This window comes from Okibacterium fritillariae (assembly GCF_052783725.1).
Genome location: NZ_CP199917.1, coordinates 2,644,493 through 2,664,595 on the forward strand (window position 1 = coordinate 2,644,493; position 20,103 = coordinate 2,664,595).

17 protein-coding genes are annotated in these 20,103 nt (G+C 68.7%); all 17 read right to left on the minus strand.

The features are described 5' to 3' along the window. Nucleotides 1-127 precede the first annotated feature (127 nt). On the minus strand, nucleotides 128-829 hold the full coding sequence (locus ACUWEX_RS12150) for a hypothetical protein (RefSeq protein ID WP_445996403.1): 702 nt from the start codon (nucleotides 827-829) through the stop codon (nucleotides 128-130). Then, on the minus strand, nucleotides 829-2,622 hold the full coding sequence (locus tag ACUWEX_RS12155) for a protein kinase domain-containing protein (RefSeq protein ID WP_445996404.1): 1,794 nt from the start codon (nucleotides 2,620-2,622) through the stop codon (nucleotides 829-831). The genes ACUWEX_RS12150 and ACUWEX_RS12155 overlap by 1 nt, the downstream gene beginning before the upstream one ends. Continuing rightward, the gene (locus tag ACUWEX_RS12160) at nucleotides 2,623-4,170 is read right to left on the minus strand and encodes an FHA domain-containing protein (protein WP_445996405.1); all 1,548 of its coding nucleotides are present in this window, start codon (nucleotides 4,168-4,170) and stop codon (nucleotides 2,623-2,625) included. Between the two features lie 8 nt (nucleotides 4,171-4,178). Beyond that, nucleotides 4,179-5,009 (minus strand): PP2C family protein-serine/threonine phosphatase, encoded by an 831-nt coding sequence (locus tag ACUWEX_RS12165; RefSeq protein WP_445996406.1) that lies wholly within the window; start codon nucleotides 5,007-5,009, stop codon nucleotides 4,179-4,181. A 73-nt stretch (nucleotides 5,010-5,082) separates the two neighbouring features. Further along, nucleotides 5,083-6,582 carry a hypothetical protein gene (locus ACUWEX_RS12170; RefSeq protein ID WP_445996407.1) on the minus strand — a complete coding sequence of 500 codons (1,500 nt, stop codon included), beginning with the start codon at nucleotides 6,580-6,582 and terminating at the stop codon, nucleotides 5,083-5,085. A gap of 318 nt (nucleotides 6,583-6,900) precedes the next feature. Continuing rightward, nucleotides 6,901-7,197 (minus strand): WXG100 family type VII secretion target, encoded by a 297-nt coding sequence (locus tag ACUWEX_RS12175; RefSeq protein WP_077055063.1) that lies wholly within the window; start codon nucleotides 7,195-7,197, stop codon nucleotides 6,901-6,903. Nucleotides 7,198-7,351: 154 nt separating this feature from the next. Beyond that, nucleotides 7,352-8,191 carry a hypothetical protein gene (locus ACUWEX_RS12180; protein ID WP_079728035.1) on the minus strand — a complete coding sequence of 280 codons (840 nt, stop codon included), beginning with the start codon at nucleotides 8,189-8,191 and terminating at the stop codon, nucleotides 7,352-7,354. After that, nucleotides 8,188-8,865 (minus strand): hypothetical protein, encoded by a 678-nt coding sequence (locus ACUWEX_RS12185; RefSeq protein ID WP_079728034.1) that lies wholly within the window; start codon nucleotides 8,863-8,865, stop codon nucleotides 8,188-8,190. Before ACUWEX_RS12185 ends, ACUWEX_RS12180 begins: the two co-directional genes overlap by 4 nt. Then, nucleotides 8,862-9,473, minus strand: coding sequence for a hypothetical protein (locus ACUWEX_RS12190; RefSeq protein ID WP_445996408.1), 612 nt, complete (start codon nucleotides 9,471-9,473; stop codon nucleotides 8,862-8,864). The genes ACUWEX_RS12185 and ACUWEX_RS12190 overlap by 4 nt, the downstream gene beginning before the upstream one ends. A gap of 5 nt (nucleotides 9,474-9,478) precedes the next feature. After that, complete coding sequence (locus ACUWEX_RS12195) at nucleotides 9,479-10,750, minus strand: hypothetical protein (protein ID WP_143785436.1); 1,272 nt, start codon at nucleotides 10,748-10,750, stop codon at nucleotides 9,479-9,481. Nucleotides 10,751-10,769: 19 nt separating this feature from the next. Next, nucleotides 10,770-11,099, minus strand: a complete 330-nt coding sequence (locus ACUWEX_RS12200; RefSeq protein WP_143785435.1) for a hypothetical protein — start codon at nucleotides 11,097-11,099, stop codon at nucleotides 10,770-10,772. Nucleotides 11,100-11,189: 90 nt separating this feature from the next. Continuing rightward, nucleotides 11,190-11,486, minus strand: a complete 297-nt coding sequence (locus ACUWEX_RS12205) for a WXG100 family type VII secretion target (RefSeq protein ID WP_077055063.1) — start codon at nucleotides 11,484-11,486, stop codon at nucleotides 11,190-11,192. A gap of 157 nt (nucleotides 11,487-11,643) precedes the next feature. Then, nucleotides 11,644-16,182, minus strand: coding sequence for an FtsK/SpoIIIE domain-containing protein (locus ACUWEX_RS12210; RefSeq protein WP_445996409.1), 4,539 nt, complete (start codon nucleotides 16,180-16,182; stop codon nucleotides 11,644-11,646). A 57-nt stretch (nucleotides 16,183-16,239) separates the two neighbouring features. Beyond that, nucleotides 16,240-17,454, minus strand: a complete 1,215-nt coding sequence (locus tag ACUWEX_RS12215; RefSeq protein WP_445996410.1) for a hypothetical protein — start codon at nucleotides 17,452-17,454, stop codon at nucleotides 16,240-16,242. A 93-nt stretch (nucleotides 17,455-17,547) separates the two neighbouring features. Continuing rightward, the gene (locus ACUWEX_RS12220; protein WP_445996411.1) at nucleotides 17,548-18,369 is read right to left on the minus strand and encodes an amino acid ABC transporter ATP-binding protein; all 822 of its coding nucleotides are present in this window, start codon (nucleotides 18,367-18,369) and stop codon (nucleotides 17,548-17,550) included. Beyond that, nucleotides 18,356-19,018, minus strand: coding sequence for an amino acid ABC transporter permease (locus ACUWEX_RS12225; RefSeq protein ID WP_079728027.1), 663 nt, complete (start codon nucleotides 19,016-19,018; stop codon nucleotides 18,356-18,358). The genes ACUWEX_RS12220 and ACUWEX_RS12225 overlap by 14 nt, the downstream gene beginning before the upstream one ends. A gap of 164 nt (nucleotides 19,019-19,182) precedes the next feature. Then, nucleotides 19,183-19,995 carry an amino acid ABC transporter substrate-binding protein gene (locus tag ACUWEX_RS12230; RefSeq protein ID WP_079728026.1) on the minus strand — a complete coding sequence of 271 codons (813 nt, stop codon included), beginning with the start codon at nucleotides 19,993-19,995 and terminating at the stop codon, nucleotides 19,183-19,185. Nucleotides 19,996-20,103: the final 108 nt, after the last annotated feature.

The following is a 20,103-nucleotide window of genomic DNA, read 5'->3' on the forward strand; positions in this document are numbered from 1 at the left end:
CCATATTCGTTCGCCCCGCCCAAGGAGATATTCACTCGCGTATCGAATCATGTGTGCCCAATGTGATGACACCCGAAAAGGCCACATCAGCTCACTTAAGTTAGCACGCACTTCTGTGGCCCCCGCATCAGGGGTTGACCTGCTGTGGTCGGTCGAGTAACACGAGGTCTTCGGTGTCGACCAGACGGCTCGAGACCGCGTACTCGACAAGGCGCGCGCGGCGGCCGGTGGCCAGTTTTCCGCGGCCGCCTCGCAGCCCGCGCACGCCGATGCGGTCGAGCTTGTCGCACACGTTGTCGAGCTTGCGATTGAACGCGGTCTGCGTCCATCCGAGTCGCGCCGCCGCCTCTGCCGACGCCGGGATCTCGCCACGACCGGGGGATGTCTGACGCAGCACGTTCTCGGCGAGCGCCACGATCAGCAGCCGCTGCGAGGTGGTCAGGTGCACGGGGCCGACCGTCGTCGTGCCGGCCTGCATGGTGGTCAGCGACGACGTGCCGAAGAACTCGGCCTCGGAGTGGATGGTGAACTCATACGTGGTCGACCCCGCACTGAACATGACCATGAGCTGCGGGAACACGATGGGCAGGCGGGCGCCGGGGGCGAGCCACGCCTGCACCTGGCCGGTCGTGTCGGTGACGGTGGCCGAGAGCAGGTTGCCCACGTTCGACAGCCACCACAGGCCGTTCTCGCTCGAGATCGAGAGGAAGCGGCGGTGGAGGAACGGGTTCTCGTCGATGATCAGGTCGGATTCGCGGCCGACGAAGAACGGCTGGTCGGGCGTGAGGTCGTACCACTCCCCCACGAATTCGATACGCGGCGGCTTCATCAGCTACACATCTCCGTGGGTTCGAGCGACAGTTTTCCGCCGCGGTTGATGCTGACCTCGATGCAGACCGTCTGGCCGGGCTGGACACCCTCGATGACGGCTTCGGTGTTGGGCGTCGAGATGGGGTCGGTGGCCGGGCCGTCGGTGCGCTGCCAGACATAGCGGTCGCCCTCTTCGCCGTCGGGGTTCGACCACGTGAACGTGAGCGCCGTGGCGTCGCCGTTGGGCGTGATCGCGCCGGCGACGGGGCTCGGGATGCCGACCGTGTCGATATCGCTCGAGGCCTCGGGGGTGGGCTTGGCCGGGCCCGGGGCGGGCGGGGCCAAGACGATGGCGGCCGTGACCGCGGCGGCGAGCACGACCGCGGTTGCCGCGGCGGCCCAGATGGGCCAGCGCTTACGGGGGGCGCGGGTGCCGTCGGAGTCGCCGTGTGCGCTGCCGCCGCCGACGGTGTCGCCGGAATCGGAGCCGGCGGGCGCACCGGGTTCGGCGATGACGCGCGGGCGCAGGACGGTGTTCTCGCCGAGCGGGCGAGCGGGGGCGCCGGAGGCTGGTGAACCAGGGCTGCCGGGCGCGGGCGCCGCGGGCATATCGCCGGGCGTGATGCGTGGGCGCTTCGGATCGGCCGTGCGCGCACCGGATGCCTGACCGGCGCCGGGGGCGGCGGGGGCGTCGGTGGGTTGCGCATTCACGGGCGTGACGCCGCGGATGACCGTGGGGTCGGCGGCGGGCGCCGGCGTGGGCGCGGCAGGGGCTGCGGGCGCCGGGGTGCGCGGCCGTTCCTCGGGCTGCGCCTCGATGGTCGACACCTGCCGGATGCGCGTGGCGTCGCCATTCTCCTGCTGCGAGTCATCCGGCCGCTGTTCGACGATCAGATTGGGAACGTCGATGGGCGTCGGCGAGTAGGACAGCTCCATCTCGACCCGCTGCAGGGCGCGCGCGAAATCGACGGCCGTGGCATAGCGGTTGGACCGGTCGACGGCCATGCCCTTGTTGAGCACGGCGACGAGGGAACGCGGAACGTCGGTGCGGTTGAGCGGCGTGATCGTGCCGCGCTCGATGCGTCCGATCAGGTCGACCGTGCCGTTGGGCTTGCCGGGCACCTCGAACGGCGTGTGACCGGCGAGCAGCGTGTAGATCGTCGCGGCGAGCGAGAACACGTCGCTGCGGACATCCGGCTGCGGGTGTTCTTCGAAGAGCTCGGGCGGGCACCACGGGATACTCATGCCCACCGTGCCCGTCGACGTCGCACCCTGCGGGGCGTTCGCGGCGTCGGCAGCCTCGTGGGCGGGCAGCTCGGTGTCGACGGCCGACGAGATACCGAAGTCGGCGAGCGCGGGCCACCCGTAGGCGTTGGTGAGAACGTTGGCGGGCTTGATGTCGCGGTGCAGGATGCCGGCGGCGTGCGCGGTGGCCACGGCGCTCGACACGCGCACCCCCGTGCGCAGGGCGTCGACAACGCTGAACTTCGCTCGCTTGTATTGCTCGGCCAGTGACGGGCCGGCACAGTACTCCATGACGAAGTAGGGGCGGCCGTCGTCGGTCACGGCGGCGTTATAGATCGTGACGATGTAGGGGTGCGCCGAGAGCTGCGCCATCAGGTTGGCCTCGGCGACGAAGGCGCGACGGGACTCGTCGGTCGTCTCCTCGGCAGCCAGAACCTTCACGGCCACGAGGCGGCGGGGAAGCTCCTGCTGATAGAGGTAGACGTCGCTGAAACCGCCCGAACCGAGCACGCGGTCATAAGTGAGACCGGTGAGCCGCGGCGGGGCGGCGACGGGACGCTGCGGCACCTAGGCCTCCGCAATCGTCAGGGTGATGCCGCTGCCGAGGTCGACGACCGTGCCCACGATGACGGGCGTCGGTTCGCCGCCGCGCAGGGACAGCGGGGGTTTGCCGGGCTGGATCACCTGGGTGCCGTTCGAGGACAGTAGGTCGGTGACCACGACGGTGCCGCCCTCGACCGCGATGCGGGCGTGGTTGCGCGAGATGTCGTCGGCGCTCAGCGTGATGAGGTGCGGCAGCACCGAAGCCGGAACATTGGAGACACTCGGCGCGCGACCGATGATGACCGGGGCGTTGAGTTCTTGCGACCGGCCGTCGGGCAGCACGAGCACATAGCCGCCGGAGCGGTGGGCGTCGGTCTGGTCGGCCGGGGCCGATGCGGAGGCTGCGGGTTCGGCCGAGCCGTCGCCGTGGCCGCCGGCGCGGGCACGGCTCTCCTCACGGGCCTGACGGATATCGGTCGAGAACACCGTGCTGCCGTCGTGGTCGCCCGTCGCGACGGTGGGGGTTGCGGCGGCGGCGGTCGACGACGGTGCCTCGCTCGCTGGAGCGGGAGCGCCGGCGCCCTCGCCATCCTCGTCGTCTTCCTCGGCCACGGCCGCCTGGCCGACGGGGCGGAAGATGGTGGCGCCGAAGAGGTAGTCGTAGCTCTCGGCGTCGGAGGCGGCACCGGCGGAGTTGGCCGCCGCGCCCTCGGACGAATCGTCGCTCACTTCTCCGTCGTGACGCGCCGTCGTCGTGTGGAAGACGCGGGTCTCTTCGACCGGCGTGGCCGCAGGGGTTGGAGGGGTTGCCGGAGTGGACGCGCTCGACGGGTGGGCCGGGGTGGCTGCATCGGATGTCGCCGCCGGGCCGGCCGCGTCGCTCTCGACGGAGGTCGAGGCATCCTGATCGACGCTCTCGCCCGTCGTCGCCGAGCTGGCCTCGGGTTCGGCGTTCGCGGCGGACTGTTCGCGGCGGCGGGCACGCGTCGGCACAATGACCGTCGCTCCGTCGATGGCGTCGTCGACCTCGGAGAGTTGCGCGACGGCCTGGGCGGTGGCTTCGGCGCCGCGAGCGCCCGAGAGAGCGGAGGCTGCGGCATCCGTGGCCACCGATGTCGCCCAGACGGCACCCCCGGTGAACGGCAGGTCGAGAAGCGCGGATGCGAGTTCGCTCGAGGCGCCGTCGGATGCGGACCCGGTCTCGACCCGGAACCCGGTTGCGCCGTCGACCAGCTGCTCGCTCCACGTCATGAAACCACCGGCGACAACGCGCTGATCGCCGTCAGCCCCGTGCACCGTGACCTCGGGTGTGCCGCGCACGATCACGCCGAGACCCTTGTCGCCCATCTCGCCGTCGACCCAGAACAGCAGAGCGAACGGCCCCGTCGATTCAAGCCCCTGCGAGGACAGGATGTCGACGAGGTTCGACACCGAGGTGCCGGCATCGAGCACCGCCAGGCAGCGTTCCGCGCGCGCGGCATCGCCGTCGATACGTGCCACAAGCAGTCGCCCGGTCGCCGCGACGACCAACCAGTCGCCCGCCGATCCAGGCGTGTAGAGATACCCCGTCATCGTGTCCCCTATAGCCTCGGAAGGGTCTTCTCGAGATAACCGAGTGACCGGTTTTCATGATATCCCGGGCCCGGCGGGGTCGGGTCGAGCGTCGTCGCCCGCACCACCAGCACGGTCACGTTGTCGCGGGCGCCGTTTTCGATCGCGAGGCGCAGCAATTCACCGGCCGGATCGTCGGCGTTGGTGGCCAAAACGGAGCGGATCTTGTCGTCCGACACCTCGCGCGTGAGGCCGTCTGAACAGATGAGGAACGTTTGTTGACCCGACGTGGGCAGCAGCCAGACGTCGGCATCGGCGTCGGCATCGACGCCCACCGCGCGCGTGACGACGTTGCGTTCGGGATGCCGCTCGGCCTCGTCGGTGGTGATGCGCCCCTGATCGAGCAGCTCTTGCACCGCCGAATGGTCGACGGTGATCTGCTCGAACTCGCCGTCATCGAGCAGATAGACGCGGGAGTCACCGATGTTGAAGGCCATCCAGTGCAGATCGGTCTGCGCCGACAGGGTCACGAGGGCGAGCCCCGCGACCGTCGTGCCGGCGATGCCGACCTCTCCGGACCACGATGCGATCTGCGCGTTGGCCGCCGTCAGTGCGGTGAAAACCGCTTCGGGGCTGGTGGCGACACCGGGTCGGATGCTGTGAGCCAACGATTCGACGACAGCCCGGCTCGCCAGGTCTCCCCGCGTGTGCCCGCCCATGCCATCCGCGACCGCGAAGATCGGGGCTTGGGCGAAGAAGCTGTCTTCGTTGATCTCGCGCACGCAGCCCGTGTCGCTGACACCCGTCACCGTCACGGTGACGATGCGCTTCGCTGAGGCGATCGTGGATTCTCGGGCCATCACCCCCTCAGCCTAGGGGTTTGGCGGGCTGACGCGATGGGGAGTTCTCTCCATGCGCCTCACGAACAGGGTGTCAGCGGACGACGGCGTAGTCGGCGCTCGTGCCCATCCCGGTGAGGAACGGCGCGGCCGACGCGGTGAAGGTGCCGACGGTCGCATCGTCGGCCGCGACCAGCTGACGGGCGAAGGCCGCGTAGCGCAACGTGTTGTGGGCGCCCGCGATGCCGGGGGCCGCGGTCTCGCCCTGAAGCCTAGGCGCATCGCCCTCGAGCGTCGACCACGTCGAGCGGCTGGGGTTGGAACGGCCGTCGAGTTTGGGCACGGCATCCTGCGTCAATTCGAGCGAGAGCACCGAGACCGTCTCGGGAATGTTGAAGCTGGCGATGGGCGCCCCGGCCGTGAGGATCTGCGTGACCGTGAAGGGGAAGTCGGGGTCGGAGACGAGTTGCGCCGCGGTGATTCCGCCGAGGCTGAAGCCCACCATCATGACGGGGTCGTTCGCACCGATGCCGGCCTCGGTCATGGCTGCCGTGACCGCGCGGCCGAGCGCCGTCTGGGCGCCCGACATGGCCACGACATCGGCCACGACGTCGTTGGGGTGGCTCGCCGCCATGGGGTCGATGAAGCTGCCCTGGGTGGAGGGGATCTGCACGGTCCACGCGCCCGAGGCGAGCCGGGTGATGCGGATGTCGGCGAACGACGTCCCCCCGCGTAGGTCGATCTCTTGCTGCACCGTGAAGAGCGACGCAAAGTCGGATGCGGGCTGCGGCGCCGCCGCGATCGGCGTGACCGCCCCGGCCGCGGTCGAGCTGGCCTGCGCCGCCACGGTCGATGCCGTCGTCGACACGGCGGCCGACACGGTCACGGCCGACACGGTCGCGGTCGAACCGCCGGCGGCGACGGCCACCGCGGCGGACGCAGCGCCCGCCAGGCCCGCGACGCCGGGGAACACGCCCTGCAGGTTGGCGTCGACGAGCGCGCGGTCGAGGACGGGAAGCAGCGCGACGGAAGGAGCTGCGCCGCCCTGCCCCGTGCCGGCATCGCCGAACGCGCCGAGCAGAGAGCCGATGGACACCATGGCGGCGGCGATGCGGGTCGCGCCGAACGCCGTCGCGCTGTTCACGCCCCCACCGTCGGCGACCGGCTGGGCGATGCTGGCGCCGACGAACGCGAGGCCGGCGGGGCCGAACAGGCTCAGGGCCGAGGAGCTGAGCAGGGCTCCCCCGTTGGCCGACACCCACGAGAAGGCTCCCGCTCCTTCGCCCGCCAGCAGGTTGAGATCGGTGACGAACGACGCGGCCACCTGCTCACCGGCGACCACGAGGGCGTCGGCCCGCGACACGCCGATGCCGGCGCCGAGGCTGGCAACCACGACGAGGGTCGGCAGCGCGACCGTTCGGGGGTGACGCAATACCCGCACGATGCGGCGGCGCGTGGCGGTCGTGGCGGCGGAGAGGGCCCCGATGAGAGACCCGCGCAGGCCGTCGAGACTGAGCTCAGGGGCGCTGATTCCGGGAAGCGCGACGCGCAGGGTCGACCGTGACAGCCCCCTCGACTCGCCCGCGTGCGACACGTGGCACTCTCTCCCCTGGGCCCGGTGGTGCGTTCGGGCAAATCTGACGGTGTCCCCGGCTGGACGCAGACACGGATGTCGGCACGACTACCGCGCACCTTCGCCCGGGATGCTCGTGTCGCTCGACCACTTCACTGCACCCAGCCTTCCCCGTCAGATAACCACACTCCCGCGCGCGGACGGCAGGGAGGATTACCCCCAATTAGGGTACGTTTTCGGCGTTTACGGCGTGTCTGTCCTCCAAAAGGAGGACTCCCGACCCCCTGAACGGGGGCCGGGAGTCGGGAAGTACAGCTTGCCTCGGAGCGAGGCGGGGTGTTAGCCCTTGATGGCGTTGGCCAGCTCCTGGTCGGTGTTCTGCAGAGCGTCGGCGGCCTTGTTCAGGTAGTCCGACAGACCCTGGATGCCCGAAACAGCCTGCGTGGCACCCGTGGTGAACTGCGTGTAGGAGTCGTGGAAAGCACCCGACGCCGCGTCAGTGACGAAGCCCGACGACACCAGGTCGCCGACCAGACGCTGCAGCTCGTTGAGCTTGTCCTCGAGGGCGCCCTTACCGGTCGACAGCTGGCCAGCAGCGGTCTTCAGGTCACCGTAGGTTACGTTGAGGTTTGCCATGATGTGTCCAATCGGTCTCGGCCATCCCCACTGGATCGACCTTACGCATTCAAACTAACAAGGCCGCCACCGGAAGGCGATGGGTACCCCTCCCCATGTGGACAACTCTCGCCGAATCGGCCGGGGGAGAACGATCGAACGGGCCGCGCCTGCGTCAGTGCGAGGCCGGCGCGATGCCGCCCACGAGCGACTCACCCGCCGTGAGCGCCCGACCCGAACGCCACGAGTTCGCCGCGATGACGAGAGCGATCACGAGAGTCACGACGGCGCCGATCATGACCGCGGGCACGTAACTCGCCACGCCCTCCTCATCGGCGAAGGCGAACGGCAGCAGACCGAGGGTCCCCACGGCCAAGAAAGCGAGCACGAGTTCTAGCCTGCCCTGGTAGGACACGAGGGCGAAGAAGCCCTCCCCGCGGGCAGGTTTCGCCGTCAGCCCCTTCCGCTTGCCTTTCTTCGAGCGTTCGAGTCGCCCGAGACGGGCCGCGCGATCGTAGAACACGGCCTTGACGAACGAGGCGACCATGACGCCGAAGGCGCCCGCCGCGATGATGGCGTTCGCCGCGATGACGACCCACATGCTCTCGGGCGATCCGTACTCCGGCGTTTCATAGGGGTCGCCCGTCGCCGAGGCCCAGAGGGGCACGAAGACGATGGCGGCCCAGGACAGGAGCGGCACAAGCATCCACGCGACCCGTGAGAAGTACCTGCGGCGCGTGACATCGACACGGTTCGTGCCGAGGCCGAGCGGCCCACCCGACTCGGTCGTGATGCCCTGCCGCGAGAATTCGGCCATCAGGATCGCGGCCATCCCGAGAACGAGAAAGAGGAACTCGAGGCCGATGACGCTGTTCTGGTTCCAGAAGCGGCCACCGGGAAGGTCGTAGACCGAGCCCTCGTTCCACCACGCCGTCGTCGTCCAGAGGAAGAGACCAACCGTCAGGAGAGCGAAGAACGATCCGACGGCATAGGCGATGGCGACACCGCGGGTCACAGGGCCACCGTTTCTCGACCCGTCGAGGCGACCTCGGAGTCTTCCGGCTGCTCAGTCGGTGCCGGCACGGTCGGCACCGATGTCAGTCGGACCGAATCGATGACGAGATCGAACAGATCGACGTAGTTCTCGGTGCGGTCCACCATCGGCAGGTCCACATGGAAGCGCAGGAGATGCTGAGCGCTCGGATCGGGGACCAAGTAGTTGATCTTCAGGTGCGGGATGTCGCTCTCCCCTGAACGCACGGACGTCACGTAGGCGGTGCGCGCGGTGGGTCCGGGCCCTGCATCGAGCACGATGGCCTCGGGGAACAGCCGCTCGAGGAAGAGCGTCAGTTCATCCGAATCGCTGGGCAGCACGCTCTCGGCGGTCTCGTCGGGGCGCTTGACGATGTCGACCGTCAGCGAACCCGGGAACGGCATCCCCGGAACGAGCTCCAGCCAGAGCGAAAGCCCCAGGACATTGGTGGCCACCGCGGTCTCGGCCAGGTCCATGAGCTGGTTCTTGGCATCGCGGCGCACCCGGGCGAAACGGTCATCCCGCCCGACCTGCTTCTTCACGAGCGCCCGCACCGAACGCTCGGTCTCATCGGGGTCGTGGAGGGGGATGTTCGCCCACGTGCCCGGAAGCACGATCGTGAACTTCGCCGACTCCGAGCCGAATGCCTGTGTCATGCGAACTCCTTCAACTCGACCGTCAGGGTCGACGCGATGCTCCAGGTCTCGGACGGCATGTCCTCGAACGTGCCGAAGTCGGCGGTCGTGAACGTGAACTGGACGAGCTGCCGGGTGCCCTCGACGAAGACAGCATAGATGGCGCGTTCCTCGACCCAGGCATCTGCCTCCCCCGGCTCGCGGGCCGAGAGCACGTGGACGACTCCGACGGCGGGGCCGGCGGAGCACTCGAGCTGCCAGGACTGAACGGCGAGGCTCTGCTGCCCCGGCTGACCACTGGCGAGGGCCTGCCGCGCGAATTGTTCATAGGACTCGGGTGTGTCGCCGTCTTCGAGGTCGCGTACGGCGTGCACGAGGAGGGCGCCGACGCGGAGGCCGCCCTCGGTGCGCACGAGTACCGCCGCGGATGTCAGGCCGTCGTTCTCGAGACGCAGACGCTCGACGAGCCCCGTGACGTCGTCACGGAACAGCGGCGCATTGTCGTCGTCGACGGAACCCAGCTCATCCATGATGTCCTGGGCGACCTGTCGTGGCGGAACACTGTCGGTGAGATCGAGCGCGTACCACTCCGGCGGAACGTCGAAGCGGTACGTTTCGATCTCGGCCATCTCGCTCATCGAGAGGGCACCAGCACGGGCGCCTCGCCCTTCGTCGCCTGCTGAAGGATCGACTCAGGCTTGAGAGTCGCCTTCTGGTCAGTCGGATCGAAGGGGTTGTTCGACAGGGTCTCGATCTTGCCGGCGATTCCGCGGTACTCCATAACGGCCAACGATACCGTCAGGCTCTTCGGGATCGGTCCCCCGTTGCGCACCATGTCGCCGTAGATGTCGGGCGACTTCAGGCCCAGCGGGTTCGCGCGGAATTCGGCGAACCCCGTCTTGGCCTGCGAGGCGAATCCGGAGGGCGTGAAATGCGACTTCGAGAGCGGCTTGAAGGTACTCGTGAACGCGTCCTTCCACGTGATGTTCTGCTGGCGGGCCAGCTTCGCGGCACTCGATTTCGACACACCCGTGAGGCCCTTGAACTTCGACTTACTGATCGTGGCGAGGGGCTTCGCGAGGTTGGATGCCTTCATCGCCTTGCCGAGGATCTTCATGATGCCGGGGGCGACGACCGTGAGGACGAGGCCGACGACCGCAAAGGCGAGGTCACCCCAGGTTCCGGTGCCGTTGACGAGATTCACGATCGCGTCGATAACAGCGATGACCGAAGCAATGATGGCGATGGCAACGAGAATCTGGCCCAGGATGGGAACCCAGGAGAGGAAGAGGGCGAGCACACCGGCGATCTCGCCGACAAGCTTCGCCCCATCGACGATGGTGTCCCACACGGTGTTGTTGAGCTTGCTCTCGTCGATCGCGTCATCGATCTTGGAGCGCGCCGCGTCGGCCGCCGCCTTCCAGTTTTCGTAGGCGGTGTCGTAGGCGGCCTGGGCACTCGCGGCGCTGGCGTCCTTGGACTCGGCCTGGTCTTTGAAGAAGTCGGCCCACTTCTGGTCGCTCGCCTGGTCGGGCCCGGGCGTCGCCGCCTTCTGGGCATACTCGTCTTGGCGGGCGCGCTGGTTGTCTGCGGCCTCGGCGGCACCGGCCGCGTCGAGGATCGCCTTGTCGGCGTCGGCCTGGTACTGACGCAGGAGCGGAGCATATTCGGCGAGCGCTTCAGCCGTGCCGCGATAGCGCACCTCGGCGTTGTCGATCGACTCGGCGACCTTGGATGCGTCTTCGCGCACCGCGTTGATCGCGTCTGATGTCATGTCGCTCAGGGTGGCGACGCGCGTGAGCTTCTGGTTGGCCGTCCGAATGGCGTCGGCCACACCGAGGTAGGTCGCCGCTCGCGCCTCGATCACATCGGGGTCACCCGGGATCGGCTTCAAGTCTCTACTCATGATCTTCTCTCAACCGCGTTCAGTATGCCGTGGGTCCGTGGGGGTTCGGGGCGGGCGCGTTCTCGGGCGGAGCATCGAGGGCCTTGGCCAGCTCGGCATCCGCCTCGGTGAAGGCGTCGTTGATCGCTTTGAGGGTGTCGCGCAGCGTGGTGGCCGAGGCGATCATCTCTTCGCGTTTCTTGTTCCACTTGTTGCCGAAGCCCTCGACGGTGTCGCGCAGGCTCTCGTCTCCGACGGCCTCCGCGAGGTCGGACGCGAACGACTCCGAGTCTTCGAAGGCCGTGATGGCCGTCGACATGCTCGACACCGCGTCATCCAGTGTTTCCGAACGAATTTTCAAATCCGCCATGATGTGTCCTTCGATGTGGTCGCGACGACTGTGGGTGAACAGAGGAAGGGCGGGATGCGGGCTCGATCACCCGCACCCCGCCGAGGGGTATTAGCCCTTGATGGCGTTGGCCAGCTCCTGGTCGGTGTTCTGCAGAGCGTCAGCAGCCTTGTTCAGGTAGTCCGACAGACCCTGGATGCCCGAAACAGCCTGCGTGGCACCCGTAGTGAACTGCGTGTAGGAGTCGTGGAAAGCACCCGACGCCGCGTCAGTGACGAAGCCCGACGACACCAGGTCGCCGACCAGACGCTGCAGCTCGTTGAGCTTGTCCTCGAGGGCGCCCTTACCGGTCGACAGCTGGCCGGCAGCGGTCTTCAGGTCACCGTAGGTTACGTTGAGGTTTGCCATGATGTTGCTCCTTTTATGGGTGGAATTCGTGGTGGTACTGATGTCAAGTTATGGATGCCGGTGGGTCGTGCGTCACCGTCTACATGAAACCTAACGAACAGCTCGGCCGGCGTCGATGGGGAGCACTCCCCATGCACCTCCCGCTCCGCCATACGGCCTAGGCCAGCGGCATCTGCACGCGTTGGAACTTGCCCGACGCCACCATGACGCCGCGGCCTTCGGGGAACTCGGCGCGCGTCATCCGGGGCAGGGATGTCTTCACGATGACTTCGCCGTCCATGGTCTCGGGCTGCAGCAGCAGGCCCCGGCGCGCGTTCTTGAATTCGCCGAGCAGCGGCCACGAGCTGGTCCACGAACTCGACTCCGCCTCGCCGATCACGAGGTGGTCGCTGCGCTTGGCCGTGCGGATCATGTCGACGAGCGGGTTGTCGGCGGCCGTCTGCAAGAAGTCGCCGAGCTGCTCGATGATGACGACGATGCGGCCCTCGGTGTCCTCGTCGGACATGGCGGCGCTCAGATCCTTCGCCAGCTCGGCGGCCTGCTCGATGGTCGTCGCCGTGGCGACGAACGCGGGATCGCTGGCGAGCGGCGAGCGCTTGTTGCCGACGTAGTAGAGGCGGGTCTCATCGCTCGCGCGTCGCAGGGTGGCGGCGAGCGCGCGCAGGGCGTTCGACCGACCGGAGGCGGGCGGGCCCGACACGAGGAACGTTCCGGCGGCTTCGAGCCCCACCGGTCCGAGGTTCTCGTCGCCGATGCCCACGACGGGCAGCCCGTTGACCGTGGCCGGCAGGTCGTCGACCGGGTATTCGCGCGGAAGGGAGCGCACGGGCGGCACGGGTGCGACCCCCGCGCGCGTCATGGCGGCGGCGAGGGCCGCGGTGGCCTGCGACTGTTCGGCCAGCACGGGGGTTCCGCCGAGCACCGCGATCTGGGTCTCCTCGCCCTCCACGATGGCGCGACCGGCCGGTGACGCGGCGCTCAGGATGTCGTTGGGCACATCGAGCAGACCGTAGCCCCCGTCATCCGCGAGTCTCAGCACGACGCGACCCTGCACGCTCGACGACACCGAGCCGGGAACGGAACCCGGGCGGTCGGCCGTGAACGCCACGTGGATGCCGAGCTGACGACCGTCGGCGATGATGTCCTGGAACACCCCGTACCACTGCGTGCGACCCGAGGGAACCTCGTAGTCGGCCCGGAACGCGGGGAACCCGTCGATGAGCAACAGGATGCGCGGCTCCTCGGGTTTGTTCGCCAACCGCCGGTAGTCGACGATCGACGCCGCATTGGCCTCGGCGAAGCGGGGTGCGCGCGACTCGAGCTGCTGCTTGAGGTAGCGCATGAGTCGCACGACGCGCTCGTTGTCGTCGCCGTTGATGATCGAGCCCACGTGGGGCAGCGTCTCGAGCATGCGCAGGCTGCCGGCACCGAAGTCGAGGCCGTAGACCTCGACGGGTCCGCCGCGCGGCGTGATGGCCGCGGCCGTGGCGATGGTGCGCAGAACCGTGCTCTTGCCCGATCCACCCGTGCCATAGACCACGAGGTGGCCGTCGAGGTCGGGTCGGAAGTAGGCGGGCTTCTGCTGCTGGGTGTCGGGCAGATCGGTCACACCGAGAAGCAGTTCGGCGTCGCTCCGCTGCCGCAGCTTGCCGAGGTCGTACACCTTCGCGAGCTCATCGAGCCAGGGGCGGCGAGGGGCGGGGATGGCGGCGGACGACGAGGCCTGGATGATCGAGGTGACCAGTCGCTGCTGATCGGTCGGCCCGAGGTCGCGGTTCTCGTCGACGTCGGTGCGTCGCGCCTCCTCCCAGCGGTTCTCGGCGCCGAAGCGCAGCTCGGAGACGTCGATGCCGGGGCGCTCCGGTTCGCGCGCCGTCCAGCCGCCCGCATAGCCCGACTGGAAGGTGCGCAGACGGCCGGGGCCCGTCTTGGCGAGGCCGCGGCCCGGGATCGCCGGGTCGAAGTGCGCGGCGTCTTTCACGCCGACGACATCCTGGCTGTCGCTCTCGTCGGCCATGCGCAGGGCCACGCGGAGGTTGGTGTTGGCACGCAGGTTGTCCTTGATCACGCCGGCGGGCCGCTGCGTGGCCATGATGAGGTGGATGCCGAGCGAACGGCCGCGCTGGGCGATGTCCACGACACCGTCGACGAACTCGGGCACCTCGCCCACGAGGGCGGCGAACTCGTCGATCACGAGCACGAGGGCCGGCGGGCTGTCGGGGTCGCCCCGCTTCTCCAACTCGAGCAGGTCTTTCGCCTTCTTGCGGTTGAGCAGGTGCTCGCGGAAGTGCAGTTCGGCGCGCAGGCTGGTCAGGGCGCGGCGCACGAGGTGCGGGCTCAGGTCGGTCACGAGACCGACGCAGTGCGGCAACGTGACGCAATCGGCGAAGGCCGAACCACCCTTGTAGTCGACGAAGAGGAACGTGACGCGGTCGGGGCTGTACTCGGCGGCCATGCCGAGCACCCAGGCCTGCAGGAACTCGCTCTTGCCGGCACCGGTCGTTCCACCCACGAGCGCGTGCGGGCCCTGCGTGCGCAGGTCGAGGTGCATGGCCTCGACGCCGGCCGATCCGACCGTGGCGCGCAGCTTGCCCGCTCGGCGCTTCTTCGGCTCGACACCGGGGCGGCGATCGTGGATCGAGTTGTTCTGGCGCCACCGGTCGATCACGGCGTCGCTCTGCTCGACGAGCTCGTGGCCGAGCAGGCTCACCATCGAGACCGAACGCGGCAGGTCGCTCGAGTCGGCCGCGATGGCACCCGCATCGATGACGGATGCGAGGCGCTTTGCATAATCGAGCGCGACCGTCTCGTCGATCAGCTCGGTCACGGCGTCGTCGATGGTCTCGCCGAGACGCACGAGGCCGACGACGGCGTTCTCGTCACCGTTCGGCAGGGACAGGTAGGTGCGGCAGACGGCCGGCAGCGCGGGCACGTCGTTCGCGACCCAGATCGGGTAGATGCCGACATCCGCGGCCTGCTCGGCGAGCTGCACGAGCCGCGCGCGGTCGACCGACACGTCGTCCGAGATGATGACGACAACGGCGGGCAGGGGCGCGTCCACGCCGACGTCTTGGCCTTCGCCGACATCCGCGCCGCGTTCGATGGCGGCCCGGTCGACGCGCAGGGCGCCACGCTTTGCGGCCTTGCGCTTATCGGCCGAGCGCTGCTGCACGAGCCCCTCGAGCTCCGAGAGGAGGGCGGCGGCGCTGGAGGCGCCGTCGGCGAGGTGGATGCCCTCGATCGGGCTCTGCGGCGACGAGGTGTGCGGCATCCACTTGAGCCAGGTGAGGCGTTCGGACCAGGCCGGGCTCACGAGGGCCGCGACCGCCATCTCGCCGGGCGAGTGCAGGGCCGTGAGCTGCACGAGGATGCTGTTGAGCGCCCCCGCGGCGGCGGCGCCCTTGCCGGCAACGCCCAGCGCGCCGGAGTCGTAGAGGTTGTCGATGAGCGGCACGCCCGGCACGAACGCGGTCTTCTCGATGAGCGCGTCGAGGCGCTCCTGGAACTTGGGCAGCAGGTCGCCGCGCTCGCTCGTCTTGATGGTGTTGCGCGAGCGCATCGAGCCCACGCCGAGCCGCACGTTGAGGAAGGCCCAGTGCTCGGGGCGACGGGTCCAGAGCGCGGGCCCGCGGCGCATGGCCTGCTCGAGCGCCTCACCCGTCGACGGGGCCTCGGCGAGCCGCACCTCGCGCTCGGTGATGGCCTCGCGTTGCAACCGCTCGTCGAGGTCTTCGAGGTGCGTGTCGAATTGCGCGATGGCCTTTTTCAGGCGGCGCTTGTCGCGCGTGCGCGTGGTGAGGAAGTTGCCGATGAGCATCATGGGCGTCATGGCGACGAAGAGCAGCGAGATGGGGTTCTTCGTGATGAGGAACATGGCCCCGCCGAGCAGCATGGGCGTGAGCATGGCGAGCAGGGGGAACGGCTGGTTCTCCTTCTCGGCGGGCACCTCGGGGGCCGCGAACTCCTGGCCCGCATAGCGGCGCTCGACACGGGGCGACCGGTTGAAGAAGATGGGCCCGGCCTTGGGCGCACCGGCACCCGCCACGGATTCGTGCACCCGGATGCGCAGCTCGGTCTCGCCGAGCAGGATGGTGTCGACGTCGCGCACGTGCAGGCGTGTGACGATGCCGCCATCCACCTCGACGCCGTTCGCCGAACCCAGGTCGATGACGTCCACGCCGTCGCCCACCTCGAGCCGCACGTGCTTCTTCGAGACCATGCGGTCGTCGAGCACGATGTCGCACACGTCTTCGCGGCCGATCGTCACGCTGCCCTCGCTGAGCGACAGCGTGCGGCCCTTCTCCGAGCCGGTCAGGATCTCGAGCGTGGCGAGCGTGGGCGCGTTGCCCGTCTTGGCGGGCGAGAAGTAGCGGCCGGCCTCGGTCAGCGCGACCGTGGCGCCCGAACCGATCCAGGCCTCGCCGACGGGGGCGTCGGGCGGCAGCGTGAGCCATTCGCTGTGCCCGGGCAGGGCGGCCTGCAGCGTGAGGTCGGGCAACGCGTCATTCGACAGAGGGGATGCCGGAGCCGCGGCTGGTGCGTCAGCCCCCGGGTTGCCGTCGGGCTGGAACGGCGATGCCGGGTCGACGCGGGCGATCGTCGCCGCCACCTCGGCGATGGTGGCGGCGGCATCGGTCGTGACGACGATGTCTTCAGTGCTGCCCGAGGATCGCGCAAGTGTGAGCTTCAGTCGCATGGGGTGTCGAACCTTTCACCGGGCAGGCCCGGCGGCACGTCTCACCCCGGGACGGTCTTACCCTACCTGTGAGCGGTCGCTCTGTGACGCCACCTCGTCGTCATAGACGCGGCGCGCCTCGGCGTGCTGCTCGCGCAGCTTGCGGCCGCGGCGGCCGATCCAGGCGCCGAACCAGATGGGCAGCTCACGAGCGACGATGAACGCGAGCAGCGCGCGGGAGTCGATGAGCGAGCGGAAGACGAAGTCCGCGAAGTCCTCGGGGCGCGATTCGGCGAGGGATGCCGTGACCGACAGCACGGCGACGACGCTGGCGTAGGCCAGCACACCGACGATGAGGCCGAAGAGCACGTGCAGCCATCCGCCGGCCCGGTTCACGATGAGAACCCAGAGGATGCAGGCCACCAGGTAGACGACAACAGGAACCCAGAAGACCGGGGTTCCGAGGGCCTGGAGGACGCCCTGCGTGCCGTCGTCGACGGACGGGTCGAGGAAGTAGAAGGTGACGAGGTAGATGATCGCGCCGTAGATGGCGGCGAAGACGAGGCTCGACAGCAGCATCACGCCGATGCCGAAGCCGCGGTTGCTGCGCTTCACGGGCGTGGTCGGTGCCTGCACCTGGATGGAGCGGCGCTCTTCGTCGTTGACGGTGTGCGCGGTCTCGGTCGTCGTCGCGGTCGGGGTCGCCGTCGTGGTGCCGCGCTCATCGCGGATGGCGGCGCGCTCGCGATCGGTGAGGTCGCCGTCGGTGTGGGCGGCGGCAGCGGTGTTCGCGGTGTTCGTCGTGTTCGCTGTGTTCGCTGTGTTCGCGGCGCGGTCGGCGTCTTCCGCGCGGTCACCGCGCGAGTCGTCGTGGCGCGCGGCGGCGACGGATGCGGCACCCGCCGTTCCGGCGACGCCGGCTGCGGCCGGAGCGAAGGTGTGGTCGCGCGTGTCTTCGTCGCGGACGCGTTCGTCTGTCGTGCGCTCGGCGGCAGACGTTCCGGCGGAGTCGGTGTGCGGCGCCTCGGTGTCGTGGCCGGTCGCGGCCGTCGCCGAGTCGGTGTGCGCGGCGTCGTGACCCGTTGCGGCGTTCCCGTCGACCGCGGGGTCGTACATCTCGGATTCGCGAACAGTGCGGTCCTCTTCGGCGGGAACGGCGTCGTAGTCGACGACGTACTCTTCGCCCGGCGCCGGCTGCGTCGCGTCGGCCTGCTGCTCACCGTTCAGGTCGCGGCTGTCGTGGCCGTTGCGGCCGTCCTGGCCGTCGCGCTCGTCGTGCTCGTTCGTCGCCATGTCGTGCTCCTCGCTGTTCCGGGCCGGGCCCGCGTGGCGCCCACTCTACTGCGGGGTTCCAACGGCTCGCACGAGGTGGCGCCGCGAGGCGATTTATGCGTCGGCGACCGTGTCGTCGCTCCCGAAGGGGTGCAGGATGCGGCGCAGGAACTGCTTGGTGCGCTCTTCCCGCGGCGACTGGAACACCTGTTTCGGCGCCCCACGCTCCACGATCACGCCGCCGTCGAGGAAGACGACCTCGTCGGCGACCTCCCGAGCGAAGGCGAGCTCGTGCGTGACGACGACCATCGTCCAGCCCTCGGACGCGAGCTCGGCGATGACGGCGAGCACCTCGCCCACGAGCTCGGGGTCGAGCGCCGAGGTGGGCTCGTCGAAGAGCAGAAGATCGGGTTTCATGGCGAGGGCGCGCACGATTCCGACGCGCTGCTGTTGCCCGCCCGAGAGTTCGAACGGGTAGGAGTCGCGTTTGTCCGCCAGGCCCACGCGCTCGAGCAGGACGAGGGCTTCGGCCGTGGCCTGTTGCTTCGACATCCGCTGCACCTGCACGGGGCCCTCGATCACGTTCTCGAGCACGGTGCGGTGGGGGAAGAGGTTGTAGTGCTGGAAGACCATCGAGGTGCGGTTGCGCGCGGCCAGGACACCCTGCCGGATGTCGCGGTCGGCGAAGTCGACGCGCACGTCTGAACCGATCTCGAGCACACCGGCCTCGGGCCGCTCGAGGCCGTTGAGCGATCGCAAGAGAGTTGTCTTGCCCGAGCCTGACGGACCGATGAGCGCCAGCACCTGGCCACGCGCGACATCGAGGTCGACGCCGCGCAGCACGCGGTTCTCGCCGAAGCGCTTCTCGAGACCCGTGACCCGCAAGAGTGGCTGGCGCAGCTGCCCGGGGCGCCCGGTCGGCTCAGTGTGCGACATAGCGGTCCAACCTCTTCTCGAGAACGTTCTGGCCGGTCGACAGGGCCATGCAGATGATCCAGTAGACGAGGGCCGCTTCGAGGTAGAGCAGCATGAACTCCTGGCTGAACGCGGCGATGCGCTGCGCCTGACGGAACAGCTCGGTCACGAGGATCAGCGAGGCGAGCGAGGTGTCCTTCACGAGGCTGATGAAGGTGTTCGACAGCGGCGGCACCGACACGCGCGCGGCCTGCGGCAGGATCACGCGACGCAGGGTCTTGGCGGGCGACATGCCGAGCATGTACCCGGCCTCCCACTGCCCCTTGGGCACCGACAGGATCGCCGCGCGGATGACCTCGGCCGCATAGCCGCCCACGTTGAGCGAGAACGCGATGATGGCGCTCGGCCACGGGTCGAGCTTGATGCCGATCGTGGGCAGGCCGTAGAAGATCACGAACAGCTGCACGAGGAGCGGCGTGCCGCGGATGATCGAGATGTAGACACGCGCAATGCCCGAGAGCAGACGGTTCTTCGACAGCCGCATGAGTGCCACGGCCAGCGCCAGCACGAGACCGACGACGAATGACACGAGCGCGAGCGGGATGGTGCCCATGATGGCGCCCGACACGATGGGCCAGAGCGAGGTCCAGAAGAGCTCGAGATTGTCCATCGGATGCCTCGCCTCTCGTCTCTCGCTCGTTGATCACACGGGGCGGATTGCCCCGATCGGTCCATCCTCGCAGTCGCGCCTGCTCATCGCACCCGGGTTGTCGACCCTGTGGATGAATCAGCCCGCCGCCGCCTGTTCAGAACCCGCAGCGGCGCCGTCCGTGCTTACTGGCTGACGTCGCTGCCGAAGTACTTCTCCGAGATCTCGGCGAGCGTACCGTCGGCGCGCAGGTCGTCGAGGGCCTTGTTGATGGCGTCAGCCAGGTCGTCACTGCCCTTCTTCAGGGCGAAGGCGTTGCGCGACACGTCGTCGAGCTCGGCGGCGACCTTGATGCCGGCATCCGGCTGCTGCTTCAGGTAGTCGAGGTAGGTCAGCTTGTCGTTGACGGTGGCGTCGACGCGGCCCTGCTGCAGCAGCTCGACGGCCTGCGCCCATCCCTCGACGTCTTCGACATTGGCGCCCGCCGCGGTGGCCACATCGTGCCAGTTGCTCGTGAGCGACTGCGCCGTGGTCTTGCCCGACAGGTCATCGAGCGACGAGATGTCGGTGTTGTCCTTGGCCACGATGACCACGCCGGGCGAGATCGTGTAGGGCTCGGTCATGGTGTACTTCTCTTCGCGCTCGTCGTTGATCGACACCTGGTTCGCGATGATGTCGAAGCGGCCCGCCTCGAGGCCGGCGAAGATGCCGTCCCACTGGGTCTCTTCGAACTTCACGTCGACGCCCAGCTTGTCGGCAACGGCCGTCACGACCTCGACGTCGTAGCCCGTGAGGTCGCCCGCGCCGCCCTCGTGGTAGCTGAAGGGGCGGTAGGTGCCCTCGGTTCCGACGACGATCGTGCCGGCATCCTTGATCTGCTCGAGGCTTGTGGGGGCGGTGCTGCCCGAACCCGAGTCGGCTCCACCCGACGAGCACGCGCTCAGCCCGAGGGCGAGCGCACCGGCGGCCACTGCGGCGAAAATACGACGTGACGACATGGGGATGTTTCCTCTCGTTCGCACCCGCAACGACCAGCGGATGCCTCAGCACAAGTTACGTGGCCCGAACCGCCCCCGCGACTCGATGTCGCGGTGTTACGGCAGCCC

Coding starts and splice junctions, on each gene's coding strand:
- ACUWEX_RS12150 (WP_445996403.1), bottom strand. CDS start 829: ATGAAGCCGCCGCGTATCGAATTCGTGGGGGAGTGGTACGACCTCACG.
- ACUWEX_RS12160 (WP_445996405.1), bottom strand. CDS start 4,170: ATGACGGGGTATCTCTACACGCCTGGATCGGCGGGCGACTGGTTGGTC.
- ACUWEX_RS12165 (WP_445996406.1), bottom strand. CDS start 5,009: ATGGCCCGAGAATCCACGATCGCCTCAGCGAAGCGCATCGTCACCGTG.
- ACUWEX_RS12175 (WP_077055063.1), bottom strand. CDS start 7,197: ATGGCAAACCTCAACGTAACCTACGGTGACCTGAAGACCGCTGCTGGC.
- ACUWEX_RS12185 (WP_079728034.1), bottom strand. CDS start 8,865: ATGACACAGGCATTCGGCTCGGAGTCGGCGAAGTTCACGATCGTGCTT.
- ACUWEX_RS12190 (WP_445996408.1), bottom strand. CDS start 9,473: ATGGCCGAGATCGAAACGTACCGCTTCGACGTTCCGCCGGAGTGGTAC.
- ACUWEX_RS12195 (WP_143785436.1), bottom strand. CDS start 10,750: ATGAGTAGAGACTTGAAGCCGATCCCGGGTGACCCCGATGTGATCGAG.
- ACUWEX_RS12200 (WP_143785435.1), bottom strand. CDS start 11,099: ATGGCGGATTTGAAAATTCGTTCGGAAACACTGGATGACGCGGTGTCG.
- ACUWEX_RS12205 (WP_077055063.1), bottom strand. CDS start 11,486: ATGGCAAACCTCAACGTAACCTACGGTGACCTGAAGACCGCTGCCGGC.
- ACUWEX_RS12210 (WP_445996409.1), bottom strand. CDS start 16,182: ATGCGACTGAAGCTCACACTTGCGCGATCCTCGGGCAGCACTGAAGAC.
- ACUWEX_RS12215 (WP_445996410.1), bottom strand. CDS start 17,454: ATGGCGACGAACGAGCACGACGAGCGCGACGGCCAGGACGGCCGCAAC.
- ACUWEX_RS12220 (WP_445996411.1), bottom strand. CDS start 18,369: ATGTCGCACACTGAGCCGACCGGGCGCCCCGGGCAGCTGCGCCAGCCA.
- ACUWEX_RS12225 (WP_079728027.1), bottom strand. CDS start 19,018: ATGGACAATCTCGAGCTCTTCTGGACCTCGCTCTGGCCCATCGTGTCG.
- ACUWEX_RS12230 (WP_079728026.1), bottom strand. CDS start 19,995: ATGTCGTCACGTCGTATTTTCGCCGCAGTGGCCGCCGGTGCGCTCGCC.